Source organism: Gammaproteobacteria bacterium (ex Lamellibrachia satsuma), from assembly GCA_019623805.1.
GTDB lineage: Bacteria > Pseudomonadota > Gammaproteobacteria > Chromatiales > Chromatiaceae > QGON01.
The window spans coordinates 2,170,522-2,195,910 of record CP053680.1; the positions used below are offsets into that span (position 1 = coordinate 2,170,522).

Genomic DNA, 25,389 nt, shown 5'->3' on the forward strand with positions numbered 1-25,389 from the left:
GCTTGATCGGGCCTACGTCTGCTTTTACGATGAAAACAAATCAGGAATTTTTATGGATCGCCGCGAACAGATACTCAGCGTGCACGCCCTTTTTATCAACGAAGTGGTAAAGAGCGGCACTGACCCGGACCGCAAAGTCGAATTTGAGCAGCTGCTGAAGGCGGCTGAAAATAACGAGTGGACCGACTTGGTGGCGGCCATCCGGCGCATCATGGGCGGTCGCCGGGATATAGAGATATTGAATGGCCTCGATGAGGAGGATCAGGTCATCGCAGAAGCGATCCTGAGGGGGTTGCAGGATCCCTCCACCCTGCCCGATCCCAACGCCAAACCTGATCCGGCCCAGGCAGCGCCGGGACTGGCATCCATGATCCATGCCGCTGCGACCGGCAATGTGCAGGCGCTGCAGCTGATCGCGGATATGGCGGACCAGATGAGCAGGGCAGGTGGTCCCATGGCACAACTGGCTTCGGTGATTCGTCCGCTGATCAATGGCGAGAGGAATCCGGATAAGCTCTGCAGGAAGCTGGACGAATCCACTGAGAAGATGGTGCTGGCCATCCTTGAGGAATTGAAGTCGTTGGAGCAGCATTGATGGCGCGCAATTTCCTTTTTATCGGCGCGGTGAGTGGTTGTCTGACAGTCGTCATTGGTGCCTTTGGCGCCCACAGTCTGAAAGAGCTGGTCACCCCAGAGATGCTGCTGGTCTTCCAGAAGGGTGTCCACTATCAGGGAGTGCACAGCCTGGCGCTGTTGGCAGTGGGCTTGCTGGCGCTTCACACACGTTCGACGGCACTAACAATTTCCGGCTGGTCTTTTATCACCGGCATACTGCTCTTCTCCGGCAACCTCTATCTGCTCGTCCTCACAGGCGTGAATCCGTGGGGCATGGTCACCCCCATTGGCGGCACTGCATTTATCGTCGGTTGGATATCACTCGCCCTGGCGGCGCGACGTATCGGCTAATGTCAGATCTGACCCGAATGGCACTTACTTAAGAACTAACATATTGATATAACAATAAAAAAAGGCTGGTTCAGGTGATAAGATGCAAATCGCCAAACCCACACCAATCAATTCAGGAACCAGCCTTAATGCATCCTAGCCAACGCGTCCGTATACATCAACAAAAACGTATCAGTGCCCACGCTGCAAACAGCGACTCCTATGAGTTCTTCAACCTGCTGACCGCCCCGGAATTCCTGGATAAAGTGGAATCATTACTACCTGACCACCGGGAACGCCTGTTTCCCCCAACTGAGACGCTATCGATGTTTCTGGCACAGGCAATGAGTGCCGATCGCTCTTGTCAGAGCGTGGTAGATGATGCAGCAATCAAACGATTGATGGGGGGACTCTCAGCCTGTAGCACCCATACGGGTGCATACTGCAGGGCACGGAAACGGCTACCAATGGAAATGGTTTCTACATTGGCTCGTTACACTGGACGCATGATGACCGAGTCCACCCCGGAGACTTGGCACTGGCGAGGACGGCCTGTCAGGTTAGTGGATGGGGCAACCGTTGCATTGCCTGATACAACGGACAATCAGGAAGCCTATCCTCAGCCACGTAGTCAAAAACCTGGTTTGGGTTTTCCTCTTTGCCGCTTTGTCAGCATCATTTGCCTTGCCAGTGGTGCAGTACTTGATACAGCCATGGGACCTTGCCGGGGAAAGGGAAGCGATGAGCAGTCATTGCTTAGATCAATGCTGGATACCCTGGAAGCGGGTGACATCCTATTAGGGGATGCCTTTTTCGCAACCTATTTCCTGTTGTGTGCATTGCAGGAAAAAGGCATGGATGGTGTTTTCGAACAACATGGTGCACGGAGACGTAGTACGGATTTTCGCCGTGGTCAGCGACTGGGGCAGCGTGACCACTTGATAGAACTGCATAAGCCAAAGAAAAAGCCCGACTGGATGAGCCGGGAAGCGTACGACCAGGCACCAGACACACTGAACGTGCGGGAGCTGCATATCGGCGGAAAAACTTTAGTGACAACGCTGCTTTGTTCGAAGCAAACAAGCAAAACAGCCCTGAAAACACTCTATCATGATCGCTGGCAGATCGAGTTGGATCTGCGTAACATCAAGACCACCCTGGGTATGGAGATATTGAGTTGTCGCACTCCGGCTATGGCGGAAAAAGAGATCTGGATCTATCTGTTGGCCTATAACCTAATCAGACTTTTGATGGCTCAGGCAGCTCTGTTGGCCGACCTGATACCCCGCCAACTCAGCTTCAAGCACACCTTGCAGTTGTGGCTTTCCTGGAGGCGGGGCGATCCTGGAAATTACGATGATGAAAAACTTGGCCGCTTGTTCATCCTAATTGCACAACAGCAAGTCGGGAAGCGACCAGGACGCATTGAACCGAGGGCACTCAAGCGACGAGCGAAATCCTTTCCTCTACTTGTCAAACCCAGGCATGCAGCGAGGGAGGAAGTCAGGATAAATGGACATCCCAAGAAGCTTAAGTAAGTGCCATTTAGATCTGACCCCCTTTGCCAATCGTCTGCGCAAAAACTTTCGCCACTGGAGCAAGTGGGCCAAACGTCGGGAGGTAAGCTGTTACCGTATCTACGATCGGGATATTCCAGAATTTCCCCTGGCCATCGACTGGTATGAGGGACAGGTGCATGCCCAGGTGTTTGCCCGCAAGGGAATAGATGATCTGGACGAGGTACAGGAGAAGGCTATCGCGGGGGTTATCTGTGAGGTGCTGGAACTACCGGTCGAGGCGCTTGCGTTCAAGACCCGGCGTCGGCAGAAAGGGGCAGCGCAGTATGAGAAGAGCCGGATCTGGGGCAGGCCAAAAATTGTGCACGAGGGCGGACTGGCCTTCGAGGTCGACCTGCACAGCTATCTTGATACCGGCCTCTTTCTTGACCACCGAAATACACGGGCCATGGTGCGGGAGCGTGCATCAGGGCGGCGTTTCCTCAATCTGTTTGCATACACCGGCAGTTTTACCGTCTATGCAGCGGCGGGTGGTGCTGAGGGCTCGGTCACTGTCGACCTCTCCAATACCTATCAGGCTTGGAGTCAGCGCAATCTGCAACTGAACGGCTTCAGGGGTAAATCGCATCAGTTGGTGCGCGAAGATGTCTTCAAGTACCTGCATCTGTCCAGAGAGCGTGAGCGTTTCGATATGATCATGCTCGACCCGCCGAGTTTCTCCAATTCAAAAAAGATGCGCGATGTCCTGGATGTGCAGCGTGATCATCCCAAGTTATTGGAGGGGTGCGTGCAACTGCTTAATCCCGGCGGCGAGATTATCTTCTCCAACAATCTGCGCAAGTTCAAACTTGATCCGGCGATTGCGGAGCATGCTGAAGATATCACCCGCCAAACCGTTCCGGATGATTTCAAGCGTCATACCTCACATCGTTGCTGGCTGTTCAAGGCCTGATGGACCCAGCCGGGCCACTCACCCTTTTTATCGGAAGTTTTCTCGCCTCCACACTACTGCCCGGTGGTTCGGAGGCGATGCTGCTATTTGCGGTGTACGAAACTCCCGATTCGGCATTTCTATTTTGGACAGTGGCAACCCTGGGAAATACATTGGGAGGACTCAGCAGTTGGCTCATCGGCTGGTGGCTGATGAAACGCTTCCCAGGCCGGGGATTGAAGAAGGCCGGGCAACAGAAGGCACTGGCGCGGATAGCAAAGTACGGCGGTCCCGTCCTGCTCTTCTCCTGGCTGCCAGTGGTGGGTGATCCACTCTGTCTGGCGGCGGGCTGGAGTGGTGTGCGGATACTGCCGGCGCTGGTCTACATATCGATTGGCAAGGCGGCGCGTTATGCGGTGCTGCTGGGAGTCATCAATGAACTGATGGGCTAAACAAGGCCTGGGTGAAAGCGTCTCTGGCATCTCGACCGTAGGGAGAGATCTCAAACCTCTGTGCTTTCCAGATTAGCGCATAGCATTTGCACAAACCGGACAATAGAAAGGGTCGTTTTTCGGGCAAAGGGTGCTAAATATGAAAGTATCGAGTGGTTAACTATTTCCATTCCGGAGGCGGCCATGGAGAAATTCCTGATGTTGTTTTTATGTCTGTTTGTTCTGCCGCTTATGGCAGATGAGGAGGATGGCGCGGAGGTCGTCAATACACCCTACGCAGCCCAGAAGGTTCTGTTCGAATTCTATTACAACGATCCTGCACATCTCGCCTCAGCGCTGTACTGGGTACGTGCCACAATGAATCCCCTGATGGCCGCACCCTATGACTACTCACCGGAAGAACTCTCATTCAAGGTAGTCATCCATGGGGCGGAGATCGTCACGCTGGCGAAGTGGAATTATGATAAATACAAGGACTTGGTGGAGCGCATGCGCTATTACTCAGAGCTGGGAGTGGAGTTCAAAATCTGTGGCCTTGCCGCTCATGATTACGGCTATCAGGCGCAGGACTTCCAGGATTTTGTGCAGGTAGTGCCTTCTGCCATGACTGAGATTGCCCACTGGCAGATGTTGGGCTATGCCCTTATCTATCCTCAAGTGATGGAGAAGAAGTTTGCGATTGAGGAGATAAGGTGACATGGAAGAAGCGCAAGTCCGCATGATGGGTTCATAATATGCGGCTTTATATTTGGAAAACTTCCGGCAGGCTTTAGGACGATTCGCCGGTAACTGTGTGCCGATCAATTTTCAAAAGATTTAAATTGCCATATAAAGAATGTGGTCTATACTGAATCGACGTGACATCAGATAATTATTATTAGTCGTCCATGGGCTCTGGTTGTCTTCCGTTTATCCGGGTTGCCTGTTGTCGGCATGTGACAAATTTTTGTTGGGGGATCTTATGAAAGAGAGTGTCCAAGGCCGCCTTCGCCAGGCTGGCGGGGTTTCCGTTTGGGTTATTTTTCTTGTAGCCGCCGTCATCACCCAGAGTGCTCACGCGCGTGAGCTGTTTCCTGAGGGAACTGCGGGTCAGGATGTCTATGCGGGTGTCGGTGTGGGAGCGACGAACAACGATGCGCCGGACGACTGGGACGACGGGTCGGTTTCGTCTATCTCGACAGACAAAGCGGATGCGAGTGCGAAGGTTTTTGTGGGGTACGAGGTTACTCCGAATGTGGCGGTAGAGGCCTCCTACAGCGATTATGGCAAATCGGAATTCTCCGCCACCTCTGACGGGAGTGGCGATTCCTGGGCGCCTGGGCAGGTCAGCGGAGTCAACGAATCCTCTGGATTTGGCCTGTCCGCAGTTGGCAGCTGGCCGATGACCGACCGGATTACTGTCTTCGGCAAGTTGGGCCTGCTCTGGTGGAAGTCGAAGAATACGTGGAATGAAAGCGGATTTATCTCGGTGGAGGAAAGCTCCGGTAGCGATCTCAGCTACGGTGCAGGTTTGGAATACGATGTGGGACTTCCACAACGTTTCGTCTACCGGTTCGAATTCGAACGTCACGAGGTGGATGATTCTCAATACCAGCTAAACACTGGATCAGCGAGCCTGGTCTACCGATTTCCCTGATAGACAGTGCAAATGTAATCTCGATCTAACACTCGAAACGGAAAAGGCCTGGAGCAATAACTTCAGGCCTTTTTTTCAGGATATTTCGAAAAAGATGCTTTTCTGATTGTGCGGTTCAATCACCGCTAAAGACCCATTTCTCTCTAACTGATGGCGTAACATTCTATATCGTTGCAGCTTATTAAGTGGATGAAATTGGTGGGAGATTGCCTGTCAACACAATTGCCTCGACCGGTCTGCAGCAGGGGGGCAGCTATCAGCTGATAAGCTATTATTAAGTTAATGGTAATTAGCTTATTGGGGCGGGCTTGTGTTCGGTAAGCGGAAGATTAAGGGTGCGGAGGGATTATTATCTTTTTCTCCGCCCCCTGTTTCCGCTGTTCCCAGGGATCTTCCATGAAGTGAGGAAACGCCATGAGCATGAACGATGATGTCAAAGGCGTAAGGTTCGTACTGGATCGTGTGGCCGGGCAACTCCCGGGCTTGAATGCAGCGAAACAACACCTGCAGGCGGTCTCCGGTCATCTGACTCGATTCCTGGAGCATGACGAGTTCCGGCCCGATCTGTTGAGCCTGCGCATCGGCGCCCTGGCCAATGCCCTGGTGCCTCTCTCCCAGGCTATCCACAGCAACGCCTTGGCAGATCCGCCCGATCCCAATCCAGGTAACCAGTTCTCCCGGCGACATGTCACCCAGGCCGGCTGGGCCCAATTCGCTTGGGGCGTACTGACACCGTTCATCAAAGACCTCAATGAAATAAATCAGTTTTACATGAAGAACTCGTCGCGTTGTGACAAGGTCGCATTGACCTCGGGAAAGATACCCGCCTTCATAAAGCAGGGGGATACCTATCAGTGGTCAAAACCGTTGCGCTCCGACGACCTCGCGAGACGTAACCGCAACTTGATGGAGAAAGAGTTGGGTACGGCCTACACGAAATATTCCCGATGGCTCCTGAACCAGGACCGGCAGTTCAGGGAAGAAAAATCGACGGCCTGGCTCGCCACCGTGTTCCTGCTCAGGCATTCGCTGGCACGCTCGCCGCAGGCAGCCCCTTCCACCAAATCCTATATCGAGAAGTGTGGATACAACCGCTTCAACAAGACCGATGTGTTAGACGTCGACAACATAACGATCCATTTCGAGCAGGGAATCGCAAAGGCCTTCTTCCAGATCAAAGACCGCCCCAACAAACCCAGCTTCGCCTACCCGGGAGCGGGGCTTCCAGGTATCGTGCCGACCCTGACCCCTTTCCATACCCTGGAGATCAACCTGGAGATCGACAATCGACAGGTGAGATATATCAGCCGTCGCGAACGGGTACTCACCAAAAACCGCAAACAAAAACTGGTCGAGATGCCGAATTCGTTGAAATACGTAATGCGCCACGACGAGATACTGTTTGATCCCAATCCGAAGGTGGACAAATCCTTCCACTCCTTCCTGGTGGACGAGAAGTCCATCCAGGCAGCGGGGGGAATCACGGCCAACAACGGCAAGATCATCGCCATCGACAACATGAGCGGACACTATCGCCCCGGCTGGCGATTGCTCGCGCAGGCCGTTGACCGGCTCGCCGAGGTCCTCGATAACAACGCGGTCGTCGGTGTATTCAGTGATGGGGCGCCGGGAGGCGGTGAGACCTGGTTCTTCCCGGCCAGGGTTTTTGCACGATTGGCGGGCAATGATTTTAGGGCAGATGCAATCGAATCCGCCATAAAAACCTCCGGTACCTGGCAGCTTCCAGTCACCGCTGATGATAATTTCAACGCGTATCTTGCTTTGAACCTGCCAGGCAATAAGTCCACCGACGAGATCGGGAAATATGCTGAAAAACTCCAGCGTTTCTAGATGGAGAGAAGGCGTTTATTTTTTGCACTTCTGTAAAAATGAACCCCTTTCTTGTGCGATCAGTAGATGAGTTTCCTCAAGGTGTAAGAGTAGCGATTGGATCTCATCGTGCCAAGGAGTGCCAGAAGTCTTTGAGGTTATTTTGCCCGAGTGACGCTTTCAAGCGAGGGAGGTTCTTTTTGAGCACCTCCTGGTAGAGAAAGAGAATGGCACTAAGCGCCTGATTATGAGTCGACGTGGCAACATTTCTGTCGACGGCAAGATGAGACAGAAAGGTTTCAATCTCTTTGGCGCCCATCTGCTCGGGGTGGCGTTTGTCGTGATAAAGGATAAAACGACGGATTCATTCGGCGTATGCCTGCTCAGTCCGAATACTATAGTGTTTAACTCGGATTATATTTCGAACACGAACCAGCAGACGGAGTTTACCTTCCTTAGTCATGATGCATTTCCCTATATCCTTTAGGTAATCTATATTATGCTGTTGGGAAGTAAAATCAATAGGTTGAAAGTATTCTGGCGGATTAGTCATCAGTTTTGACGTGTTTTATCACGTCGTTTAGGACGCCTATATATAGTTAGGCAAACAAAAAAATGATGTACATCCGAAATCGTCAAGTTATGAGAATAAGTGGCATTATGCTTGGTGCATATCACCTCGAATTAACGTTAACCATTTAGAGATAAGTATGAAATATATACCATCGTTACTTTCTTGTTTTCTTTTATCTTGCTCCTTCAATATACAGGCCAGTCCAAATTATTGGGTTAAACACTCTGGCGATAGAATGAATATTATCAAACAAGGAGATTTTAGTGGAACCATTGACCTACAAGATCTAGAAAATATAGATCACCTATTTGCCGTAGGCCCACTTGAAGGTTTAAAGGGTGAAATAACTATCAGCAATAGTAAACCATCAATAAGCACACTTACCAAAGATAAACAGCAAAAAGATGTGTCCAGCTTCAAGCATAAGGCAATTTTCTTGGTTTACGGGAGTGTTAAAGAATGGAAAGAAATTGTAATTAGTAAAGAATTAAATTCGCTGAATGAAATCGAACAATTTATAAAAGAACGCGCTGTAAGGCACAATCTGCCGTTGGATAAGGCATTCCCCTTCAAAATTAAAGGAATGGCTGAAACAATCACATACCATGTTATCTATAAACAAGATAGTAAACCTCATAACAAAAAAGAGCATCAGCGTTCAAAAGCTAAATTTAGCAAGAAAAATGAAGACAACACGATAATTGGCTTTTGGTCAGACGCAAAAGGAGAAGGCGTATATACTCACCCTAATAAGAGAACTCATATGCACTATATATCAGAGTCTTCTAAAGACTCCGGTCATATCGATGCTATTAAACTTAACAGTGGTGCGGTTCTTTTTATACCTAAACCCAATGAGCAGTAACACTTAACGCATTGTTATAAAGATAATGTCTGGCTTATTTCAATTGCCTATCAATACAATACACCCGACCGCTACGGTCGCTGCGCTCACTTCGCGTCGGGTGATTGTAGGCGTTGAGGCTGTAGAAAAACCCAAAAAACGGTAAAATATGGGACACGGTAAAAGGCTAAAGGAATTGGATCATAGCCAGGTACAAGGACTACAACTACGATCAGATGAAAATGATCCCTGTGGCTTTTGATCGTCAGATATTAGCTGGCAGTTTTGAATATTCTCTCGCTTGGTTGATCGACCAGGAGCTCAATCTCTCTTCATTTGAGTCCCACTATCATAACGATGACAACGGTCGTCCTGCTTACGATCCCCGCCTCTTACTGAAAATTGTCATCCTGGCCTATTCCAAAGGCATTACCAGCAGCCGTCAGATTGAAAAACTCTGTCATGAGAACATCATTTTCATGGCACTTTCGGCAGACACGCGCCCCCATTTCAGCACCATTGCCGATCTCTTCAGTCAGGTCGTACTGATGTGTGATGACCTGGGCCTGATCGGTAAGAAGATGTTTGCCATAGACGGTTGCAAGCTGCCTTCCAATGCCTCCAAGGAGTGGAGCGGTACCCATGCCGAGTTAAAAAAGAAACGGCAGAAGATTGATCGTGCCGCTCGCCGCATGTTACACCGGCATCGAGAAGAGGATGTGGCGGAACTGCTACCGGACATACACGCCAGAGAGCAGGCACAGATCAAGAAGCTGCGCGCTGCCTCGCGCAAGATCAAGACCTTTCTTGCATCGGAGAACGAGCGTACAGGCAGCAGCGGCAAAGCGGTGAAGAGTAATATTACTGATAACGAAAGCGCCAAGATGAAAACCTCGCATGGTGTGATCCAGGGCTACACCGGCGTAGCAGCGGCAGACAGTCAATATCAGGTTGTCGTTGAGGCTGAAGCCTTCGGGCAGGGTCAGGAGCATGATCTGCTGAAACCGGCCATTGAGTCGATCCACGATACGTTTAGCCAGACAAATACCAAGACACAAGCCAAGATCAGAGAGACCAAGATCACGGCGGACTCCGGTTACCACAACAGAAAAAGTCTGGAGTACCTGGAGTCGGAAGGGATAGATGATTATCTGGCCGACACCGGTTTTCGATCCCGTGACCCACGTTTCAAGGATCACAAGGAAAAACCTGAGCGTAACCGGCGCAAAGTGCAGGCCCGCTTCACTCAGTCAGATTTTCGTATCGACCGCAAACAACAGACTGCTCACTGCCCGGCAGGTCACGCGATGTGGCTCAAGGCGAAACAGGCTCGTATCGGTCACCATCTGTTCATGCAGTTCCAGGCCTATGAAAAGGACTGCGCAGGTTGCACACTGAAAGTACGCTGCCTAATTCTACTTTGTCAGATTAGATCTATAAGTAACTCACTGAATAATATAAAATATATGCTGTGAATTTCTTGGCAATCATCGTAAGGAAGAGCATCAAATGACAAGCACCAAGGTCATTTGAATTACCTGATACGCGCATAAGTAGAATCGATCGCATAGCGGAGCGATTCCAACGTTTCCAGTACCGCTTTGAATCCCATTTTCGAAGCAAGACGAGGTCGGTGTTTCAACCGGTCACACACTATCTCAAAGGCCTGATGCAAGCGCAGAGAAAGAACATGGAACGCATGGAAGAGGTGGTTGCAGGCGCAGATGATCAGCGTCTCCAGCATATGCTCACCGAGTCCCCGTGGGATCATCGTGCGGTGTTAGACCAAGTGGCGCTGGAAGCCGATCAATGGCTGGGTGGAACCGCGGATACCTGTCTGTTGCTCGATGAGAGTGGCCTTGCCAAGAAGGGTAAACATTCAGTGGGGGTTAAACGCCAATGGAATGGCCGCCAGGGCAAGGTGGATAACTGCCAGGTTGGTGTATTCGCAGCACTGGGTAAAGGGCACTTGTCCACGCTGATAGATGAACGTCTCTATCTACCCAAAGAGTGGGTATCGAACCCGGCTCGCTGTCGCAAGGCGGGTATCCCGGAAGTTGAACGGAAACATCAAAGCAAGTCAGAGTTGGCGCTGGAGATGGTGCGTCATCAGAGGACGCTTGGCCTGCGTTTTGCCTGGGTGGGTGCAGATGGGGGATACGGGAAGGATCCGGCTTTTCTGAGGGGTTTGGAGGCGATGGGTGAAACCTTTGTGGTGGACATCCACAAAGACCAACAGGTCTACCTGGAAGATCCACAGCCGTTCATACCGGAGAGCACGACAACGCGCGGTCGTCGTCGAAGTCGTCTGCAAGCCCAGGCAGCCCGTCTGCGCGTTGACCAGTGGCTCAATGAGCAACGGGACAGCGAGTGGCAGCAAGTGGTATTACGGGATAGCAGCAAGGGCAAACTGCGCGTCGAGATCCTGCATCATCGGGTTTGGCTTTGGGATGGAAAAGAAGCCCAGGCACATCAATGGCACCTGATTGTACGACGAGAGGTCAATTCACCGGAGACGATTAAATACACCTTGTCGAATGCACCGGAAGAAACGCCATCCCATTGTCTTGCAAAGATGCAGGCGCAGCGGTTCTGGGTTGAGCGTTCGTTCCAGGATGGTAAGAGTGAATCAGGTCTTGCTGATTATCAGGCCCGTAAATGGAAATCCTGGCATCACCATATGGCCTTGGTCATGATGGCGATGTTATTCATGCTCGAAGAGCGAATTGTGCAAAAAGATGATCACCCCTTACTCAGTTGTTCAGACATCGAATCGCTATTGCGTGCCTTCCTGCCACGGCGAGATATTGAACGCGATGAAATACTACGGCAAATGACGAAACGGCATCGTAAACGACAAGCGGCTATCGACTCCCAATATCGAAAACAGACGCTGGAACAGTCGGTTGCCGGGTGATGGAATCTGACAAAGTAGAACTAAGGAGCGTCCAACAGATCACACCCCGACAGATCAACGTCACACTGGATATCACACAGGAGCAGAAGGCAGGCATCATCGAACGCATGAAGCGCAAGATCGATAGTGTGGCAGGACGCCATATCTACAGCCAGAGGCTGGGTACCGTGGAGCCGGTGTTTGGTCATATCACAGATGCCATCGGCATCCGGCGGTTCAGTCTTAGAGGCAAACACAAGGTGGATGGTCAATGGAAATTGATGATGATGCTACACAACATCCTCAAGATTCACCGTTATGGATGGGCATGGGGTTAGTGGATGGAAATGGCGGCGGTTACGAGATGGATTTAGACAGAAACTACGCAGTGATTGAAAATACGGATCAATTAACCGATTAATGAAAAAGCCTTGTCGAAAATCGACTCCATGCAGGATGCCGTGTGAAATGTTGGTTTTTCGACAAGCTCGTTAGCCGTAAAAAAGGAGGTATCACACATGATCGAACCAAAAAGCTCATTTCCCGTATTTATCGTTAAGGATCTCGATGTAGCGAAATCCTTCTACACAGAGAACCTTGGCTTTGATGTTGTCTTCTCGGGTGATTGGTATATTCACCTAGTTTCGAAGTCAGGCGTTCAGGTTGGTTTTATGTTGCAGGATCAACCCACTCAACCACCAATATTTCAAAAACCATACATTAGCGAAGGCGTCATTTTCAGCTTGGAAGTAGAAGATGCAGATGCCGCTTTCGCAGTAGCTAAATCGAAATCGCTTAATATCGCGCTCGAGTTGCGGTCTGAGGGCTGGGGGCAGCGACACTTCTGTATCCAGGATCCGAACGGGGTTTATTTGGACATTGTTCAGTCTTTTGAGCCAACCGAAGAATATCAGAGTGATTATGAATCGGAATAAAAACCTTACCAACCTTAAAAATATCGGCAAGAAAATTGCCGGTCGATTGAAGGAAGTAGGGATTATTTCAGAAGATGATTTAAGGATAGTTGGCGCTGTTGGCGCACATCGTCTGATCAAGGAGAGTCATCCGAATGAGGCATTGCCTGTCTGTTACTACCTATATTCATTTGAAGGCGCTTTGACTGACAAGCATTGGAATGAAATTGGTGAGCAAAGAAAACAGCAGCTCAAAGCACAAGTCGGCTAACAAGCGATTTGACCATACAAGGCGTTTCCAGTCGGATATTTTGCTCTGCTGCGCGCCGCAAAATCCCGCTGAAACGCGACGTTATGTGCAACACAATTCAGAGATCTTTCATGAACCTTATATTCCGACTGTTTAGACTATTCATAGCTTCATTTTTCAAATCGAGGCTTCGAGTAGAAAGGCCGACAAACTCATTGATCTTGCGAGTTCTCCCAAATGATATCGACCTCAATATGCATATGAATAATGGTCGGTATCTAACAATCTGTGATTTATCCAGAGTGGACATGTTTATCCGTACTGGGCTTGCAAGAACAATGATCAAAGAAAAGTGGATGCCAATTATTACTGAACACACTATGAAGTACATAAAACCATTGATGCCATTCCAAAAGTATGAGGTAAAAATGGAAGTAGCCGATTTGGATGGTAAATCATTTCAGATGTTACATTCTTTTCACATAAACAACAAAATCGTTGCCGAAGGTACATCAAGAGGAATCATACTCAGTAAGACCGGTGTTATAGCACCAACAGAAGTTATGAAGAAAGTTACCGAACGTTTAAACAAAAATGCTACATAACAAAAATAGCCAGCCGCTCTCCTTCGTTGGTAGCTGATTTTAACGTTATATGTGAAAGGTATAGAGCCCGTTATGGATAAAATTGAGAATCCTGATGTTGCAAAAGTATTCAAATATTATCCACAATCCATTCGAGAACGATTATTGTTTCTTCGTCAGCTGGTTCTGGACACAGCAACAGTAACAGAGGGTGTCAATAAATTGGAAGAAACTCTGAAATGGGGAGAGCCAAGTTACATTACGAGGAACGGGAGTACAATCAGAATGGGTTGGAAAGAATCAATGCCAAATCAATATGCAATGTATTTTCATTGTAAAACTCAGTTAGTTGATACATTCAAAGAACTTTACAAAGATAAACTCAAGTTTGAAGGCAACAGAGCTATTGTGTTTCATGAGGATGATGAAATACCTATTGAAGAGATAAAACATTGCATTAGCTTATCTCTCACCTATCATAGTAGAAAACACCTGCCAATGCTGGGCGTATGAATAGAACAAATAACAAGTCACTCCTGCTGCCCGCCTACATCGCTGTCGCTCCTTCGGCGGCAGCAGAGTTCAACCGTTAGCCGTAGGGATGAAAATAGGGAAAAATATGGCACAAGATTTCACCAAATTGAAAAGAGATAGATACCAGATGCCAGAATACATAAAGCAGGCATTGAAAAATAATGGTGTGGCACCTGATTATGAATCGCGTCCTGCATACCAACAAAATGACTACATTGGCTGGATAGAAAGAGCAAAAAGGCAAGAAACAAAAGAAAAACGTCTCCAGCAAATGGTCGATGAACTAAAAGTAGGCGGTGTTTATATGAAAATGAAGCATCCAGCATCACGCAAGAATAAACGGTAATCATGTGTATCAATCACCATACAAAGTAAATTCAGCGGATAGCGCAAAGCGTCAGGAATTTTGCTACGCTACAGCCACATCGCTTTTGGCTGCCGGTGATGCGAAGCGTTGAACTAAGCGTTATGTGTCAGAAATTGCATTCTGCAAGTTTAGGTGCAAGTGAAAAGGCTCAAAATCCTTGTCGGAATGGAGTAACGGAAGGTTATTGTTAATACAATATGTCGCAATCATTACATCAATAGTTTTTCTTACGGTCACGCCGCGCTTTCGTAGAAAGCGGAAGTTATCTGCACTCCTTACAGCAATATCTTGGCCGCCTAAATCAAAAATGGTAAGAGAAGTTAATAATTCTTTTGCAGTTTCATAATCGCGGTCATGTCTAAAGCCTTGCAGAACTTCAATAAGAACCAAATCACCAAGTCCTATTGGCTCCGTGCCAAGCAGGCTATCAAGTCTGTTCGTTTGAATAGACAGATTACCATTAAAAAAATCAATCCAAACGCTAGAATCGACAAAGATCAATCGTCTGATCTCATCTCATCAAGATCTCCTTCCCAAGTTAACTTGCCTCTGAATCGGCGAATATTCTCTTGTTTCTTTAGTTTAATCAAAGTCTTAAGGCCAAGCTCAACAGCCTCGCGTTTGGTTCTTAAGCCAGTCATTTTCAAGGCGTTAGCCATGAGGTCGTCATCAATTACAATGTTTGTACGCATGTCAAAACCCAATGTGTATGAAATTAACTTATGCTACACATTAAAGCCGCAAAACAAACCTTGGTCAAGGAGCAATCACATAACAAGTGCCCCCGCTTGTTAACGGTCTGTGAGACCATGGCATCATCGGGCTACTGGATCGGTAACTTGTTTGCCCAAGTTACGGGCTCCATTTAATCAGATTAATGAAAGGATTTGACCATACAAGGCATTTTCAGTCGGAAATATTTTTTCGCTGCGCTCTCAGAAATCCCGCTGAAATGTGATGTTAGGTGTATATAGATCCTGAGGAAAGATGATGCCAATCGAATCAATCGTAGCGTTTGTCATCGCATCGGCTTTGCTAAGCCTTGCGCCAGGCCCGGACAATATCTTCGTACTTACTCAGTCAGCTTTATATGGTAAGAAATCAGGTGTTCTGGTTACGCTTGGTCTTTGTACGGGGTTAATCGTTCATACAATCGCTGTGGCGCTGGGTGTCGCCGCAATATTCCAAACTTCAGTCGTGGCATTTACTGTTCTGAAAGCAGTGGGGGCCTTGTACTTGGCATACTTGGCTTGGCAGGCATTCCAAGCATCGGTCAGCATCCTCGAAGCACCAAGCTCAAATCTGCGTTCTAGTGGTGCTTTGTACCGTCGCGGAATCATCATGAATATCACCAATCCAAAGGTATCGATTTTTTTCCTTGCTTTCTTACCGCAGTTCGCATCACCTGGGCATGGCCCAATCGCGCCGCAGATATTTCTTTTAGGTGGCATATTCATCTGCGTCGCCTTGGTGGTTTTTTGCGTAATAGCTTTTTTGGCGGGTGCCTTGGGCGGATGGTTGCACAACTCGCCGAAAGCCCAAGTCTATCTGAACCGAATTGCAGGCACCGTATTCGCGGGTTTGGCTCTGAAATTGGTAACCACTAGTGCAGATGGCCAGTAAGCACCTAATGAATAAGGTTCAGATCGCGCGAAGCCGCGATCTGAACCGTTTGTTGGAATTGGCTACATATTCAAAAGCTAGATAATTCAGTCGGTCTCCTTGATCGGCGGCTGATTATTACGTTATGTGACCATAAACAAAGGGCGCTTGAAAATAAATGATCTGGTATTCAATATCGCTCAGGCAACAGGGTGGAAGTAATCAGAGGAAACTTCTTGCTGAATACAATATACATGGCTCAAAGTTGGTTGCATGGTCATTAATGATATTCTCACTAATATTTGGACTCGAAGCGATAGTCGAAACAATCAATGCAATTATGGAGAGTCAGCTGTCAAATTTATCAAACGTAGACGTGGCATGGGTAATTTTCAGTTTTATATTGTTTCTGCTGGGTTTGGATCAGATGTTTATAAAGGGGAAGCTAATAATTAATAAGAATTCAGTATTATGTAAATACAAGCATTTGTTTGGGAATAGTGAGTGGAATGAGCCAATGAATAACTATAAGGGATTAATAAGGAAAAAAGAACTAAATAGAGCTTCAGGTGCATTCGACCAGATTGTTTACACAATATGGCTAATCCACAAGAATAAAAAAAAGAATGTGAAGATATATAAAGCTTGGAGTAATGATGGTATTGAAAAGGATATATTAATGTACCAAGAAATGCTTGGCTTACCTGAGGTAATTGCGTAACGAACTCTTGAGATAATAGTGCCACAGAACAATGCAAATTCAGTCGGATTTCCTGGGAGCTCAATTAGCAGAGAGGCTGAATTAAGTGCACTGTTCCTAGAATTAAAACTCCTTTTCCATACGGCTTCGAAGGGCCTGGGAGATTGCCAGAACCCTCTGGTTTCCAGGTTCTGCAAACTCCGTGAATCATGTTTTTCTGCTATAAATATAGTAGAAGAGAGGTCGCTAGATTAACAGTTGATTACTGTGTAATCACGAAAGAATGATGAAGATATTCTATCGTGAGAAATGTGATAAGGAGGTTTGATAATGGATATTCAACTTGCTGATGTCACCATCCATGTCGATAAAAATGTAGGCGCAGAAGAGCGTTCCGGTATAGAAGAGGTATTACGAAATATCGATGGTGTTGTAAGCGTGCACAATCCAGTTGAGGCAGCTCATTTGTTTCTCGTGGGATATAGTCCAGAAAAGGCCAATTCGCATGATTTGCTGAGTGCCGTGACTGGAAAATACGGACATGGAGAGTTAGTCGGTCTCTGATGTATGGTGTGTAGCCTGTAAAACAGAACACGTCAAGATGGGAGAGTGAGTTCAATACGGTGTTCGCTACCGAGGAGGAGGTTCATCTGCTTTGCAGAAGAGAGGTTTTGTTATGTCATTACAGTCACAAAATGAGAAACCTAACTTCCTTGAAAAAGACACCAAACTATTCAATGCGTTATTTGATGTGCGCTTCGAAGAGAAGATGGCGGACAGGGAATCTGATAACCCCCCTTCTATTTGCATAATGGTTACAAAAGGGACCCTGGACTGGGCCTATCCCCCATTTATAATTGCTTCTACGGCATGCGCACTTGGTTGGAATGTCACCATGTTTTTTACCTTCTACGGCATGGGCCTACTCAAAAAGCGATTGGATCTGCAACTCAGTGGACTGGGCAATCCAGCTATGCCGATGAAAATGCCATACGGACCGGAGTGGTTTCGCGAAATAGAGTGGAAGATACCTAACCTGGTTATGGCCAATGTCCCAGGATTCGAGAACATGGCTACAACCATGATGAGTAAGACTCTGGCAGACAAAGGTGTCGCACCGATTAGCGAGTTGCGAAAAGTTTGTATCGAAGAGGGCGTCAAACTTATTGCCTGCCAGATGACGTTTGACCTCTTCGGTTGGCCAAAAAATGAGTTCATCGACGAGATTTCCGAATGGGCTGGTGCAGCCACCTATCTGGCTATCGCGCAGAATTCCAAGGTGAATCTGTTCATGTAGATCTGAAGAGGGCTTCGTGTGGAGTCAGGGCTTTTGTGCGTTACCAGGAAAACAAGCAAACTCCACCACAAACCCGATCAGTGCTAGTAGAACCAGGCCCTCATAGAGACTGAACCAGAGCAAGGGCAGTCCAAGGCTGAAATAGAGTCCATAGCGAAACAGTCGGCTGCGTTTCCAGATGGGTTCTTTCATGGCGACTAGTGGGCTTCATCCCAGTTGTTGCCGATTCCCACATCAACCACCAGGGGAACCGCAAGTTCTGCGGCGGACTCCATCTTCTCTCGCAGCATAACGCTGGCGGTTTCGACGTAATCCTCTTTTACCTCCACAACCAGTTCATCGTGGACCTGCATCAGCAGTCTCACCGGGGGGTGCTGCGACTCTATCCAGCCATCGACGTCGAGCATGGCGCGCTTGATGATATCTGCGGCTGTGCCCTGCATCGGGGCATTGATTGCGGTGCGCTCCGCGGCTGCCTTGCGCGGTTCCCGGGCGTTGATTTCCGGCAGGTAGAGACGGCGTCCGAAGAGGGTCTCGACGTATCCCAATTCATGGGCCGACTCACAGGTGCGGTCCATGAACGTCCGCACGCCAGGATAGCGGGAGAAATAGAGGTCGATATACGCCTGCGCCGCACTGCGTTCTATTCCCAGCTGTTTTGCCAGTCCGAAGGCGGACATTCCGTAGATCAGACCAAAGTTGATCGCCTTTGCGGAACGACGCTGATCCGGGGTCACCGCTTCCAGTGTTTCGCCGAACACTTCGGCGGCGGTGGCCCGATGGATATCCTTGCCTTCGGCAAAGGCCTGCAACAGCCCTTCGTCGCCAGAGAGGTGGGCCATGATACGCAGTTCGATCTGGGAGTAGTCTGCGGCAACCATCTTCCAGCCGGGTTGGGGCACGAATGCCTGGCGGATTCGGCGGCCAGCCTCGCTGCGCACCGGGATGTTCTGCAGATTGGGGTCGGAGGATGAGAGTCGGCCGGTTGCGGCAACTGCCTGGTGGTAGGAGGTGTGAACCCGTCCGGTAACGGGATTGACCATCTCAGGAAGCTTGTCAGTGTAGGTCGATTTGAGTTTCGACAGGCCGCGATGCTCCAGGATCAGGGCTGGCAGTTGATGGCCCTGCTCCGCAAGTTCCACAAGCACGGATTCTGCGGTTGAGGGGGCGCCTTTGGGGGTCTTGGAGATGATCGGCAGTTCCAGCTCTTCAAAGAAGATCTGTCCTATCTGCTTGGGGGAAGCCATGTTGAAGGGGCGCCCTGCGACCTCATAGGCCTGCTGCTCAAGATTGTGCATACCTTCCGCGAGCTCCCGACTCTGGGCCGTAAGCATCTCCCTGTCGATCAGAACCCCATTGCGTTCGATGCGGGAGAGTACCGGCACCAGGGGAATTTCGATCGACTGCAGTACGCGTGTTAGTGAAGACTCACTTTCAATCTTTGGCCAGAGTCTCTGATGCAATCGAAGCGTGATGTCTGCATCTTCTGCGGCGTAGGGGGCCGCCTGTTCGAGGGGAATCTGGTCGAACGTCAGCTGTTTCTTGCCCTTTCCGGCGATATCCTCGAAGTGGATCGTCTCATGCCCCAGATACTTTTTTGCCAGCGAGTCCATGTCGTGGCGGGTGGCGGTGGAGTCCCAGACGTAGGATTCGAGCATGGTATCGAAGGCGATGCCGCGCAGTTCGATGTCGTAGCGGGCCAGCACGCTCATATCATATTTCAGGTTCTGACCTACCTTTGCTCGCGTCGGGTCTTCCAGCAGCGGCTTTAGCTGAGTGAGTACCCACTCACGGTCTAGCTGTTGTGGTGTGCCGGGGCAGCTATGGGCAACCGGGACATAAGCGGCCCGGCCCGGTTCGATGGAAAAGGAGACGCCGACGATCTCCGCCAGCATATAGTCGAGGCTGGTGGTTTCGGTATCGAAGGCAAAAAGATCCGCTTGCTGAAGTTGTATTAGCCAATCGTTGAAATCGGCCTTTGTCAGGATGGTCTCATAGTGCTGCTCGAAGATGGTGTGCTGTTCAATAACGGCTGGTTTCACCTCCGCGGGCGTGTCACGGTTTTCCAGCGTGGAGAGCAGCCGGGAGGACTCCATGCGGGTGTAGTGTTCGCGCAACCGCCCGGTATCCGGTGGGGTCGGCAGATACTGCTTCGGCCCAAGTTCCAGCGGCACGTCCAGCTTGATGGTGGTGAGGGTGCGCGAGAGGGGCAGGAAGTCGAGGCTGTTGCGCAGGTTTTCGCCGATCTTGCCTTTGATCTCGTCGGCGTGGCCCATGAGATTGTCGAGATCGCCGTAGGCGGCAAGCCATTTGGCGGCGGTTTTGGGACCGCACTTCGGCACGCCGGGAATATTGTCCGCGCTGTCCCCCACCAGTGCCAGATAGTCGATGATCTGTTTCGGTGTGACGCCAAATTTGTCCATCACGCCCTGACGGTCGGAGAAGGTCTCAGACATGGTATTGACCAGGCTGACATGCGCGTTGACCAGTTGGGCCATGTCCTTGTCGCCGGTGGATATCAGCGTCTCCAGGCCCAGGTCAGTGGCTTGTTGCGCCAGGGTGCCGATGACATCGTCCGCCTCCACGCCTTCGATCATCAGTAGCGGTAGCCCCATGGCCCGGATGATGTCGTGCAGAGGTTCGATCTGCACACGCAGGTCTTCCGGCATCGGTGGACGGTGCGCCTTGTACTCACTGTAGAGCTGGTTACGAAAACTGCCGCCAGGGGCGTCGAAGACCACGGCAATGTATTCCGGGCTGTAGTCGTCGATAATTCGACGCAGCATATTGAGCACGCCGACGATTGCCCCGGTGGGTTCACCCTTTGAATTAGCTAGCGGCGGCAGTGCGTGAAATGCACGAAACAGATAGGAGGAGCCGTCGATCAGGATGAAGGGTTTACTGGATGTCATGGTTTGTCGTCGTGGTGGGGAAGAGAGGGGATGTTAGCCGATCTGCCGCCTGTTTGTCGCCGGGCCTTTGCAAAGAGAGCGGAGCAGCGATGTATGATCGAAATGGGATTTTTGTGATTTATTGCTAAAGATAGCAACAACCCTGCCGATGCCATGTTTGATCGCGGGATATTACCCTCCCCCTGTTGCCTGCGTTTCGCCGTATACCTTCATCACTATTAAAAAAATATTAGGTAACACTATGTCTGAACTCATGCCCTGCTTTCACATTGATCTGCCGGACAAAGCGCAACAGCATCATGCTGCAGCGCTTGATTTTCTCGAGCGACATGGAATTTCGCCAAATCCAATTTGTTACGCGATTGCCTATGAGTATGATGCCGGCCGCAAGCCGGAGTTGAATCTGGAGATCGAATCGCATCTGGATAAAGGAAGGGATCTTGATGCGCACTACCTTAGGGAGTTTTTTGATACCCATTTTATGGGACAGTCGGATGAAAAGATGGGTGAACATATCGCCGATCTGCACAATCTGCTCTATAAGGTGTTGGAGGGCGTCTCCGGCGCCTGCTCAGGTGCAGCTGATTTCGGCAAGGTGCTTGAGGCTCAGACAGAAGAGTTGAAAGGGGATGTCGACATGGCCGGATTGAAGGAGATCGCCGGAAATTTGCTGACAGCCACAAAAAAGGCCATATCGTCCAATCAATCGATGCGCGATCAGCTCGAATCCGTTGAGAAGGATACCTCTGACCTCAAGAGCCAGGTCAAACAGCTGCAGGATCAGGCCAGCAGGGATTCTCTGACCGGGCTTTACAATCGTAACGCTCTGTCGCAACAGCTCGACTCTATGATCGAACGAGGTGCCAGCAAGGAAGCTCCGCTCAGCCTGTTGATGGTGGATATCGACCATTTTAAACGTTTTAACGACAATTTCGGCCATTTAATCGGGGATGAGGTTATCCGGCGGGTGAGTATGGCCCTGCAACAAGGCGTGCGGAACGTGGATGTCGCGGCGCGTTTTGGCGGAGAGGAGTTTACCGTGGTACTGCCGGGTACAGGTCTGGATAAGGCGATGGAGGTAGCGCAAAAGCTCCATGAGGCCATCAGTAAGTTGGTGTTGGTCAGACGTAGTACGAAGGAGAAGTTACCCGGTATTACGGTCTCGATGGGTGCCTCCTGTCTGCATCCGGGTGATTCGCGGGAGTCACTTATTGAGCGGGCCGATCAGGCCCTCTATCACGCCAAGGAGAGTGGTCGAAATCGTATTGTCAGCGAAACCGAGACCTTGATTCATTGAGTCAGTTCGAGGGGGTGCGGCGGATGGTGGTTACTTTCTGCACCATTGCGCCACATCAGCCTTTAACTGCTCAATGAATCGGGCTCTCTCCTCATAGCTGAAATAGCGCCGTCCATGCTCTTCGGTGTAATCGTAAATGCTGCCGGCGGTTGTGTAGCTCTCCAGCCTTGAACGGGCTTCTTTGCAGCGAGCCGTGCGTTCGGTTTTTTTCTGCTGTGCTTTCTTCTTCGCCTCTTTGCGTGCCGCCCGCTCTTCACGATAGATGTCGAGCATGCGCTGCCGGGTCGCCTTCCTGTCGTTGCGGATCGGAGGTGGGGTGCCGTTACCGGGTGAAGTGCGTAACTCTATCTCCTGCCGGTTTTCGGCTATGGGACGGTCGCTGTAGTGAGTTCGCCCCGCCTCATCCACCCATTTATAGATGCCAGCCTGGGTGCAGGGGATGATCAGCAGACCGACAATAAAACCGACTGTCCACTGAGAGATATGTCCCATTTGCCGCTTTCCCTATCTGCCTGATACTCAAGATTACCACGAATGTATTTTTTCGAGACATAAAAAAGGGCGCCAGAGGCGCCCTGAAATAGAGAGATAATCGTTATTATTCGTTACAAACCTGAGCCGCGGGAGCCGGTGAACTCGGGATAGGCTTCCATACCGCACTCGCCGATATCCACGCCTTCATACTCCTCTTCCTCGCTGACTCGGATACCCATCACGATCTTGATGATCATCCAAACCACAAAACTCGCACCGAATACCCAGATAAAGATCGTCAACAGGCCGACGAGCTGACCTATAAAGGTTGCGCCATCATTGGTTAGCGGCACAGCCAGCAGGCCCCACATGCCCACCGCACCATGAACGGAGATCGCACCCACCGGGTCATCGATCTTCAGCTTGTCCAGGGTAATGATGGAGAAGACCACCAACGCGCCACCTACTGCACCAATCAGTGTTGCCACCAAAGGAGTCGGGGTGGAGGGCTCTGCGGTAATCGCAACCAGTCCAGCCAAGGCGCCATTCAGAATCATCGAGAGATCCGCCTTGCCAAACAGCATGCGTGCCACGAGCATTGCTGCAACCACACCACCGGCAGCCGCCGCATTGGTATTGAGGAAGACCATGGCAACAGAGTTGGCGCTGGCAACATCACCCAGCTTGAGCACAGAGCCACCGTTGAAACCGAACCAGCCCATCCAGAGGATGAAGGTGCCCAGGGTTGCCATCGGCATGTTGGCGCCAGGGATCGGATTCACTCGGCCATCGGCAGAGTATTTGCCCTTTCGAGCGCCCAGCAAAAGCACACCTGCAAGGGCTGCAGAGGCACCGGCCAGGTGCACGATGCCGGAGCCGGCAAAGTCAGAGAAGCCAAAGTCATCGCCCAGGCTGAAGAGGCCGAAGACCGACTGGCCGCCCCAGGTCCATGCGCCTTCCATCGGATAGATGACCGAGGTCATCACGACGGCGAAGAGCAGGAAGGCCCACAATTTCATCCGTTCAGCCACAGCGCCTGAGACGATAGACATAGCCGTCGCCACGAACACTACCTGAAAGAAGAAATCGGAGGCATTTGAATAGACCGAATCACCACCAAAACCGGCTTCGGCTGACTCTTTAAGCACGGTCGCGGTCAACGCATCCGCACTCTCCGCTCCATCCAGCGCAATGGCGTTCAGGAAGAGGCCGCCGTCATACATGAGGTCGTAACCGACAACCAGGTAGGCGGTACATGCGATGGCGAAAAGCGCCACGTTTTTGGTCAAAATTTCGGTCGTATTCTTGGCCCGAACCAGACCCGCTTCAAGCATGGCAAACCCTGCTGCCATCCACATCACCAGCGCACCCATCACCAGAAAGTAAAAGGTATCCAGGGCGTACTGTAGTTCGAAAATCTGATTTTCCATCTGCTTAACCTCTCAATTGACCTAGAGTGCGTCCGGGCCGGTTTCGCCCGTGCGTACACGGACCACCTGCTCGACGGGCATGACAAAGATCTTGCCATCGCCGATCTTGCCTGTTTTGGCGGCTTTGGTGACCGCATCGACCACTTGGTCAACCGCAGACTCGTCAACGGCGATATCGATCTTGATCTTGGGCAGAAAATCCACCACGTATTCAGCGCCGCGGTAGAGTTCTGTGTGACCTTTCTGGCGCCCGAAACCTTTGACTTCGGTTACCGTGATGCCGGCGATGCCGATCTCAGAGAGTGCCTCTCGAACGTCATCGAGCTTGAAGGGCTTGATGATTGCGGAAATCATTTTCATGAGTGTTTCACCTTAATTCGTCCGGCCCGCCAGTGGGCGGGCCGTGGGTTATGATGCAGGCCTGAATTAGAAGGACTTACTCCAGGAGACAAAGAATTTAATGTCGGAGCCATCCATGTCTGTATCCGCAAGGCTCAGGCTGACATCACCGTAGTCACCGGCGGTCTTGCTCACGTCGACCTGGTAGTGGGTGTAGTCATCATCGCTGCTGTTGGTGAAGTCATACTTGCCGACAGTACCGCCGATGCTGAAATCCTGGGGCAGGTCGAAACTCACGCCAGCGTAGTAGTACATGTCGCCACTGACGTAGAGGCCGGTGTCGTCATCGGCTTGGCCGCTGAGAGTGTAGTTCAGACCTGCGGAGAGGAATTTCCAGCTACCGCTCAAACCGAGTTCGAGGAAATTGGAGTCTGCAGTGTCATCATAGGTGTAGTAGATCAGGCCTGCGTCGTAGCCGAAGTCGCCGATCTCACCGGCATAACCGCCATAGAGATCGAGTTCATAACTGACTGGACTGGGAGTTGTTGCACCGGCACCGTCAACTGTGCTCCAGTCAACGTTGGAAGCCCATGCGCCAGCGTAGAAACCGCTGCCGTGAGCGTAGTCCACGCCGCCGGAAACAGCTGCGCCGTCATCTGTCTGAGTCACGCCGCGCCAGATATAGTTACTCGTGACGCCAATGTTCATGCTGAACTCATTGTCCGCAACGGACAGGCCAGACATGCTCAGCATAACTGCACCGCAGGCCAAGGCGATTTTATTCATCTTCATGTTCGTTTCCTCACTCTAGGTTTCTAAAATTAATCAATTCGGTGCAGTGTCTGATGCAGCTGCAATTATGGATCTCACGCATAGGAAAGCAGAAGTCGTGCCAATCTATTTTTTTATTAGTTATTTCAGTATGTTGCACGATTTTATGGTATTCATTGTTCATGCGTAACATCTATCTTGCACCAGGATGAAATGAGATTCGGTATAGGGCACCACCTTGGTGCGCTGTTTTGGTGCGTAGCTAAAATGTTAGCGAAAGGGGCTCTGGACAA

28 protein-coding genes and 3 pseudogenes are annotated in these 25,389 nt (G+C 50.2%); 22 read left to right on the forward strand and 9 right to left on the reverse strand.

Going from position 1 to position 25,389, the window contains the following annotated elements:
- The first annotated feature begins 52 nt into the window (after positions 1 to 52).
- The 8 genes from HPY30_09335 to HPY30_09370 all read left to right on the forward strand — a co-directional run bounded on the left by HPY30_09335 (position 53) and on the right by HPY30_09370 (position 7,332).
- Positions 53 to 595, forward strand: coding sequence for a hypothetical protein (locus HPY30_09335; protein QYZ66176.1), 543 nt, complete (start codon positions 53 to 55; stop codon positions 593 to 595).
- Entirely contained in the window at positions 595 to 966 is a 372-nt protein-coding gene (locus HPY30_09340; GenBank protein QYZ66177.1) for a DUF423 domain-containing protein, read from the forward strand. Before HPY30_09335 ends, HPY30_09340 begins: the two co-directional genes overlap by 1 nt.
- A 128-nt stretch (positions 967 to 1,094) precedes the next feature.
- Positions 1,095 to 2,483 (forward strand): IS4 family transposase, encoded by a 1,389-nt coding sequence (locus HPY30_09345; GenBank protein ID QYZ66178.1) that lies wholly within the window; start codon positions 1,095 to 1,097, stop codon positions 2,481 to 2,483.
- Complete coding sequence (locus HPY30_09350) at positions 2,458 to 3,414, forward strand: oxidoreductase (GenBank protein QYZ66179.1); 957 nt, start codon at positions 2,458 to 2,460, stop codon at positions 3,412 to 3,414. The genes HPY30_09345 and HPY30_09350 overlap by 26 nt, the downstream gene beginning before the upstream one ends.
- Positions 3,393 to 3,845 carry a DedA family protein gene (locus tag HPY30_09355; GenBank protein QYZ66180.1) on the forward strand — a complete coding sequence of 151 codons (453 nt, stop codon included), beginning with the start codon at positions 3,393 to 3,395 and terminating at the stop codon, positions 3,843 to 3,845. Before HPY30_09350 ends, HPY30_09355 begins: the two co-directional genes overlap by 22 nt.
- Before the next feature lie 183 nt (positions 3,846 to 4,028).
- Entirely contained in the window at positions 4,029 to 4,541 is a 513-nt protein-coding gene (locus tag HPY30_09360) for a hypothetical protein (protein QYZ66181.1), read from the forward strand.
- A gap of 265 nt (positions 4,542 to 4,806) precedes the next feature.
- On the forward strand, positions 4,807 to 5,481 hold the full coding sequence (locus tag HPY30_09365) for an outer membrane beta-barrel protein (protein QYZ66182.1): 675 nt from the start codon (positions 4,807 to 4,809) through the stop codon (positions 5,479 to 5,481).
- Between the two features lie 414 nt (positions 5,482 to 5,895).
- Positions 5,896 to 7,332 (forward strand): hypothetical protein, encoded by a 1,437-nt coding sequence (locus tag HPY30_09370; GenBank protein QYZ66183.1) that lies wholly within the window; start codon positions 5,896 to 5,898, stop codon positions 7,330 to 7,332.
- A gap of 103 nt (positions 7,333 to 7,435) precedes the next feature.
- On the opposite strand, the pseudogene HPY30_09375 reads toward HPY30_09370, so the two are convergent.
- Positions 7,436 to 7,774, reverse strand: a pseudogene (locus HPY30_09375) (site-specific integrase).
- 346 nt (positions 7,775 to 8,120) lie between these two features.
- On the opposite strand from HPY30_09375, the gene HPY30_09380 reads away from it, so the two are divergent.
- From HPY30_09380 to HPY30_09420, 9 genes and pseudogenes are all read left to right on the forward strand, one after another.
- A complete protein-coding gene (locus HPY30_09380; GenBank protein ID QYZ66184.1) occupies positions 8,121 to 8,750 on the forward strand; it encodes a hypothetical protein in 630 nt (209 codons plus the stop codon).
- Positions 8,751 to 8,932: 182 nt separating this feature from the next.
- Positions 8,933 to 10,141, forward strand: a pseudogene (locus tag HPY30_09385) (transposase).
- Between the two features lie 257 nt (positions 10,142 to 10,398).
- On the forward strand, positions 10,399 to 11,646 hold the full coding sequence (locus HPY30_09390) for an IS701 family transposase (GenBank protein ID QYZ66185.1): 1,248 nt from the start codon (positions 10,399 to 10,401) through the stop codon (positions 11,644 to 11,646).
- Positions 11,647 to 11,666: 20 nt separating this feature from the next.
- Positions 11,667 to 11,963 (forward strand): annotated as a pseudogene (locus tag HPY30_09395) (IS1182 family transposase).
- Positions 11,964 to 12,143: 180 nt separating this feature from the next.
- A complete protein-coding gene (locus tag HPY30_09400) occupies positions 12,144 to 12,560 on the forward strand; it encodes a glyoxalase (protein ID QYZ66186.1) in 417 nt (138 codons plus the stop codon).
- Positions 12,547 to 12,810 (forward strand): TfoX/Sxy family protein, encoded by a 264-nt coding sequence (locus HPY30_09405; protein ID QYZ66187.1) that lies wholly within the window; start codon positions 12,547 to 12,549, stop codon positions 12,808 to 12,810. The genes HPY30_09400 and HPY30_09405 overlap by 14 nt, the downstream gene beginning before the upstream one ends.
- A 110-nt stretch (positions 12,811 to 12,920) precedes the next feature.
- Positions 12,921 to 13,394 carry an acyl-CoA thioesterase gene (locus HPY30_09410; GenBank protein QYZ66188.1) on the forward strand — a complete coding sequence of 158 codons (474 nt, stop codon included), beginning with the start codon at positions 12,921 to 12,923 and terminating at the stop codon, positions 13,392 to 13,394.
- 72 nt (positions 13,395 to 13,466) lie between these two features.
- Complete coding sequence (locus HPY30_09415) at positions 13,467 to 13,886, forward strand: DUF1801 domain-containing protein (GenBank protein QYZ66189.1); 420 nt, start codon at positions 13,467 to 13,469, stop codon at positions 13,884 to 13,886.
- Positions 13,887 to 13,992: 106 nt separating this feature from the next.
- On the forward strand, positions 13,993 to 14,253 hold the full coding sequence (locus tag HPY30_09420; protein QYZ67981.1) for a YdeI/OmpD-associated family protein: 261 nt from the start codon (positions 13,993 to 13,995) through the stop codon (positions 14,251 to 14,253).
- A 120-nt stretch (positions 14,254 to 14,373) separates the two neighbouring features.
- Here the strand turns inward: HPY30_09420 and HPY30_09425 are convergent, their stop codons facing one another.
- Together HPY30_09425 and HPY30_09430 are read right to left on the reverse strand one after the other, a co-directional pair.
- Positions 14,374 to 14,775: a PIN domain nuclease gene (locus HPY30_09425; protein QYZ66190.1), complete on the reverse strand. Its 402-nt coding sequence runs from the start codon at positions 14,773 to 14,775 to the stop codon at positions 14,374 to 14,376.
- Complete coding sequence (locus tag HPY30_09430; protein ID QYZ66191.1) at positions 14,772 to 14,966, reverse strand: type II toxin-antitoxin system VapB family antitoxin; 195 nt, start codon at positions 14,964 to 14,966, stop codon at positions 14,772 to 14,774. The genes HPY30_09425 and HPY30_09430 overlap by 4 nt, the downstream gene beginning before the upstream one ends.
- Before the next feature lie 295 nt (positions 14,967 to 15,261).
- Between HPY30_09430 and HPY30_09435 the strand changes: the two genes are divergently transcribed.
- The 4 genes from HPY30_09435 to HPY30_09450 all read left to right on the forward strand — a co-directional run bounded on the left by HPY30_09435 (position 15,262) and on the right by HPY30_09450 (position 17,873).
- Entirely contained in the window at positions 15,262 to 15,897 is a 636-nt protein-coding gene (locus tag HPY30_09435) for a LysE family translocator (GenBank protein ID QYZ66192.1), read from the forward strand.
- Between the two features lie 157 nt (positions 15,898 to 16,054).
- Positions 16,055 to 16,597, forward strand: a complete 543-nt coding sequence (locus tag HPY30_09440; GenBank protein QYZ66193.1) for a hypothetical protein — start codon at positions 16,055 to 16,057, stop codon at positions 16,595 to 16,597.
- A 309-nt stretch (positions 16,598 to 16,906) separates the two neighbouring features.
- Entirely contained in the window at positions 16,907 to 17,140 is a 234-nt protein-coding gene (locus HPY30_09445; protein QYZ66194.1) for an ATP-binding protein, read from the forward strand.
- Positions 17,141 to 17,252: 112 nt separating this feature from the next.
- A complete protein-coding gene (locus HPY30_09450; GenBank protein ID QYZ66195.1) occupies positions 17,253 to 17,873 on the forward strand; it encodes an NADH-quinone oxidoreductase subunit F in 621 nt (206 codons plus the stop codon).
- A gap of 24 nt (positions 17,874 to 17,897) precedes the next feature.
- On the opposite strand, the gene HPY30_09455 is transcribed toward HPY30_09450, so the two are convergent.
- Positions 17,898 to 18,065: a hypothetical protein gene (locus HPY30_09455; GenBank protein QYZ66196.1), complete on the reverse strand. Its 168-nt coding sequence runs from the start codon at positions 18,063 to 18,065 to the stop codon at positions 17,898 to 17,900.
- A 5-nt stretch (positions 18,066 to 18,070) separates the two neighbouring features.
- The gene (gene polA, locus HPY30_09460; protein ID QYZ66197.1) at positions 18,071 to 20,785 is read right to left on the reverse strand and encodes a DNA polymerase I; all 2,715 of its coding nucleotides are present in this window, start codon (positions 20,783 to 20,785) and stop codon (positions 18,071 to 18,073) included.
- Positions 20,786 to 21,026: 241 nt separating this feature from the next.
- Between polA and HPY30_09465 the strand changes: the two genes are divergently transcribed.
- Positions 21,027 to 22,082, forward strand: a complete 1,056-nt coding sequence (locus HPY30_09465) for a GGDEF domain-containing protein (protein QYZ66198.1) — start codon at positions 21,027 to 21,029, stop codon at positions 22,080 to 22,082.
- A 30-nt stretch (positions 22,083 to 22,112) separates the two neighbouring features.
- On the opposite strand, the gene HPY30_09470 is transcribed toward HPY30_09465, so the two are convergent.
- From HPY30_09470 to HPY30_09485, 4 genes are all read right to left on the reverse strand, one after another.
- On the reverse strand, positions 22,113 to 22,574 hold the full coding sequence (locus HPY30_09470; GenBank protein ID QYZ66199.1) for a DUF4124 domain-containing protein: 462 nt from the start codon (positions 22,572 to 22,574) through the stop codon (positions 22,113 to 22,115).
- Positions 22,575 to 22,687: 113 nt separating this feature from the next.
- The gene (locus tag HPY30_09475) at positions 22,688 to 23,986 is read right to left on the reverse strand and encodes an ammonium transporter (GenBank protein ID QYZ66200.1); all 1,299 of its coding nucleotides are present in this window, start codon (positions 23,984 to 23,986) and stop codon (positions 22,688 to 22,690) included.
- Between the two features lie 21 nt (positions 23,987 to 24,007).
- Positions 24,008 to 24,346, reverse strand: a complete 339-nt coding sequence (locus HPY30_09480) for a P-II family nitrogen regulator (protein QYZ66201.1) — start codon at positions 24,344 to 24,346, stop codon at positions 24,008 to 24,010.
- 66 nt (positions 24,347 to 24,412) lie between these two features.
- Positions 24,413 to 25,117, reverse strand: coding sequence for a hypothetical protein (locus HPY30_09485; GenBank protein ID QYZ66202.1), 705 nt, complete (start codon positions 25,115 to 25,117; stop codon positions 24,413 to 24,415).
- Positions 25,118 to 25,389 lie beyond the last annotated feature (272 nt).